This window comes from Nocardioides sp. NPDC059952 (assembly GCF_042730435.1).
Taxonomy (GTDB): domain Bacteria; phylum Actinomycetota; class Actinomycetes; order Propionibacteriales; family Nocardioidaceae; genus Nocardioides.
On record NZ_JBHWLY010000139.1, the window covers coordinates 1 to 3961 of the forward strand.

The 3961-nt window shown below is 67.2% G+C and carries 5 protein-coding genes; 3 read left to right on the plus strand and 2 right to left on the minus strand.

Going from position 1 to position 3961, the window contains the following annotated elements; genetic code table 11:
* Window positions 1-489: 489 nt before the first annotated feature.
* Window positions 490-1224, plus strand: coding sequence for a hypothetical protein (locus tag ACFV9G_RS29665; protein ID WP_355019591.1), 735 nt, complete (start codon window positions 490-492; stop codon window positions 1222-1224).
* 180 nt (window positions 1225-1404) lie between these two features.
* On the opposite strand, the gene ACFV9G_RS29670 is transcribed toward ACFV9G_RS29665, so the two are convergent.
* Complete coding sequence (locus ACFV9G_RS29670) at window positions 1405-2466, minus strand: hypothetical protein (protein WP_378733053.1); 1062 nt, start codon at window positions 2464-2466, stop codon at window positions 1405-1407.
* 282 nt (window positions 2467-2748) lie between these two features.
* On the opposite strand from ACFV9G_RS29670, the gene ACFV9G_RS29675 reads away from it, so the two are divergent.
* Together ACFV9G_RS29675 and ACFV9G_RS29680 are read left to right on the plus strand one after the other, a co-directional pair.
* Entirely contained in the window at window positions 2749-3096 is a 348-nt protein-coding gene (locus tag ACFV9G_RS29675; RefSeq protein ID WP_378733055.1) for a WhiB family transcriptional regulator, read from the plus strand.
* 21 nt (window positions 3097-3117) lie between these two features.
* The gene (locus ACFV9G_RS29680) at window positions 3118-3483 is read left to right on the plus strand and encodes a metallopeptidase family protein (RefSeq protein ID WP_378733057.1); all 366 of its coding nucleotides are present in this window, start codon (window positions 3118-3120) and stop codon (window positions 3481-3483) included.
* Here the strand turns inward: ACFV9G_RS29680 and crcB are convergent.
* Complete coding sequence (gene crcB / locus ACFV9G_RS29685) at window positions 3480-3848, minus strand: fluoride efflux transporter CrcB (RefSeq protein WP_378733059.1); 369 nt, start codon at window positions 3846-3848, stop codon at window positions 3480-3482. The genes ACFV9G_RS29680 and crcB overlap by 4 nt on opposite strands.
* Window positions 3849-3961: the final 113 nt, after the last annotated feature.

Here is a 3961-nt window from a genome sequence, read left to right on the forward strand (position 1 = left end):
CCCTCTGGGGTGTGTGTGACGGGTCCGTCGGCGGTTCGCCCCGCGGGAGCCGCTGGGCGGTGGGGTGTCGAGACAAACACGGTGCGATGGAGTGCGAACGTGACCGTGTTGGTCTCGACACGCTCGCTGCGCTCGCGGCTCGACCAGCAGAGGCCGGTTCGCTGTGGCTGGAGGGTCTTGTTTCCGTTGGTGTGACTCGTGAGTCGGGTGTGGTTCTGGGAGGGTGGGACACGCCGGGCCGTGGCGAGCGCGGGGAGCCTCGAGCGTGGGAGGGTGGTCGTCCTGCTTCGGCAGGAGTCTCGGGCCGGAGATCCCTCGATCTCACCCCCGGTTCGGGCCGTTCGACCGTGTGGGATATAAGCCGATTTGGCGGTAACGTGCGGGCTGCTGTCCTCTCGTGAGAGGATTCTGCCGCTTGTGTCGACGTCGCAAATCGGCAGGGCACGGGGGAACGACTCAGACGTTCGGTACTCAGGAGGCAACACCACCATGTCGTCGTACTACCCGCATCGGCCGCCCCATGCGGCGAGTGCGGACGAGCTTGCGTCACGGATGCAGACGAACGGTGCCTACCGCACCCCGGCCGCGCCCGCGCAGCAGCAGCCCCCCGCCCTTGGTTGGGACCAGCGTCCGCAGCAGTCCCAGGCCCAGCCCCAGTACCAGGAGCCGGCGATCCAGCAGCCGGCCGTGATGGCGCAGACGACCGGAACGCACTGGCCGCAGTTCGTCAACAACAACCGCCTCATCGGCGCGCTCGTCGCCGGTTTCGGTGCGACCCAGCTCGCCACGATGTTCGGCTACTGGATCTACGGCCTCGGCATCATGGAGGGCCCGCTGGACTTCGCGTTCTTCAACGGCGTCATCCTGACCCCGAACGCCACTGCCAACGAGGCCGGCTTCGCCGTCTCGCAGTGGTTCGCCGGTATGGGCTTCCACTACTTCAACGGCATGGTCTTCGCGCTCGCCTACGCTCTGGTGATCTTCCCGTGGCTCGGCAAGACGCACACCACCTCGAGCAACCTCGCGCGCTCGCTCGGCATGGGGATGTTCCTCGCCACTGCTTCCTGCGGTTGGTGGATCCCGGCCCTGCACCCCGAGGACGTCATCGGCATCGACCCGGGCTTCTTCTCGATCAACCTCGGGTGGGGCACCGTCCTGGGTGTCTACCTGTGGCACCTGGTCTGGGCGGTCGCGCTCGGCCTGTTCTTCAACCCGCAGGACTGACGCGACAGCCGACTCCACGACGAAGGAGTGGAGTCGGCGCGGAGCGTCAGATCGAGCGAGCGTGCGGCTGAGCTTGCGAAGCCGCAACCGCGTGTCGAGATCTCAGCAGCAAAGACGGAGCCCCAGCCACTTGGCTGGGGCTCTCGTCGTATGTAGAAGTGCTTCGTAGGCAGCGTCCGACTACTCGGGCCAGGCGTCGAAGACCTGGCCGCCGTTGGTGGTCAGGTGGTTGTGCAGCTGCTCGCCGGCGGCGGCGTCGCGCAGCGTACGAAGGACGAGGCGGCGCCGGTCGGACGGGTTTGCGCTCGGCGGTCCCGGGGTCAGCGCCATGGTCTCGGTGACCCGCTCGGCCAGCAGTCGCAGATGGCTGCGCTCGCCACCGGCGTAGATGACGTGGGTGTGATCCAGCGGGGAGGCCCACAGGATGTTGCCCTCGACGACGATCAGGCGTGACTCGGTGGCCATCACCTTCATCTCGACGTCGGTCATGTTCTGGATCATGTCGGCGCCGGCGAGGATCGACTCGCCCTCGTGCAGGAAGGCGGGGAGCGCCTGGGCGAGGTTGGCCTCGATCAGCGCGGCCTCCTCGCGGGCGCGCTGCTGGGCTCCCTGCGGGTTGCCGTAGGCACTGCCGACGGCGCGCTGGGTGCCCGTGTTCGGCGCCTGGCCGTAGGAACCGGTGTTGGTGCCGTACGGGCCCTGGTTGGGGTAGTAGGAGCCGGTGTTCGGGTAGGAGCCCTGGCTCGGGTAGGAACCCGGGTTCGGGTAGGAACCCGGGGCCGGCGCGACGCCGTAGCTGTTGGGGGTGGGCTGGCCGTAGGCGCTGCCCGCGCCGTACTCGCCACCCCAGTTGGTGTCGACGTTCACCTGCGCGCCGGCGGCTCGCGCGGCGTAGTCGAGAGTCGGGAAGAAGTCGTGGAAGGCGTCCTTGTCCCGGATCTTCATCGTCGTGGAGTAGGACGATCCGGGGACCAACGCCTCGATGATGAAGTCGCCGAGGCTGGGCGGCGGAGGAACGCCGATGAAGGTGAGCACGGCCAGGTTGACGGAGAAGACGCGCTCGTGGAACTCGAACATCACCCGGCGGTCGGTCAGGAAGGCGTGACCCGAGGCATTCCCCTCGTGGGGAAACTTGACCGCGACCCGGGCCCACTGGACCTCACCGGGCTGCAACAGGGACTTCACCAGGAGCCAGTCGCGGGTCTCCGAGGCGATGGCTCGACTGTTGGGATCATGCGCCATCCGTCGGTGGAAATCCTCCACGGGTCGGTGGCCTACGGTGATGGACGCCGAGGCCCTTTTCATTGAGCGCATGTTCGCAAACCCTAGCCCTTACTCCCTCTAGTGTGGACAGTTTGTACCAGCAGGGTCGCGATGTTGTGGAATCCCCTGATGTAGATGACACCTCAACTCTGCGTGACCGATTCAAGCACCTGCCTCTTGACAGAAAACTGACAGGCCATCAGACCACCCTCTTCTGTGGGTATCCCTGACGACGGGGATCAGCGAGGGGATGGGGCTGTGATGACTGGTTCGCCTGTGGCGACGGCAGGAGAGACGACCGGCGTGCACTGGAGCGAGCTGCCGTGCGCCATCGAGGACGGAGATCTGTGGTTCGCCGCGACCAGCGTCGACGCGGACCGTGCCAAGGAGCTGTGTCGTACGTGTCCGCTGCAGCGCTCCTGTCTGCAGGGCGCGATCGCCCGGCAGGAGCCGCACGGCGTGTGGGGCGGGGAGGTTTTCTACGAGGGAATCGTCGTCGCGCGCAAGCGCACCCGCGGCCGCCCGCGCAACGGAGAGCTCCACCAGCGGGACCTGGAGCGCCAGGCTCGCGCAAACCTTCGGAAAAATACTTCGGAAGCAGTTGCATAGCGGTAACTGTCACCCGGCAGAATGTCCTCTGTGGGGACTGAGATAAGCCCAGAGCGCTTCAACGAACTCGTGGACCAGGCACTCGACGCCATTCCGGACGAGCTGGCCGCCCAGGTGCACAACCTCGTCGTGCTCGTCGAGGAGTGGCCGCCGGAGGGCGAGCCCCAAGACACCCTCGGTCTCTACGACGGCGTCGCGCTGACCGATCGCAACGACCTCTACGGCCTCACGCTGCCTGACCGGATCTTCATCTTCCGCCAGCCTCTCCAGCGGATGTGCGAGGACGAGGTCGACCTGGCCGCCGAGATCCGCATCACCGTCGTCCACGAGATCGCCCACCACTTCGGCATCGACGACGAGAAGCTCCACCAGCTCGGCTGGGCCTAGAACGCCGATCCGATCAGCCAGCCGAGGCTGACCGCGGCCATGCCGACCGCGAGTGAGCCGACGACGTTCAGCCCGGCCGATCGCCACTGCCCGTTCTCGGCCAGGCGGACGGTCTCGTAGGAGAACGTCGAGAACGTCGTCAGCGCTCCGCAGAAGCCGGTTCCCGCCAGGGTGAGCACCCACCCGGGAAGTACGCCGCCCGCCGCCGCTCCGGACAGCAGACCGAGCACGAGCGAGCCGACGGCGTTGACCACCATCGTCCCCCAGGGGAAGTCGCCGCCGATCCATTCACGGACGTAGAGGTCGGTCAGGTAGCGCGCCGGAGCGCCGATCGCGCCGCCGAGCAGGACCAGGAGCGCCGTCACCGGTCCTCCCGTGTCTGAGCGGCGGAGGGGTCGGGATCGAGGTCGGGGTCGATGCCGTCGACCACGACCTCACCGCCGGTGTCCAGCACGACCACCCGGCCGAGCGTCAGTCC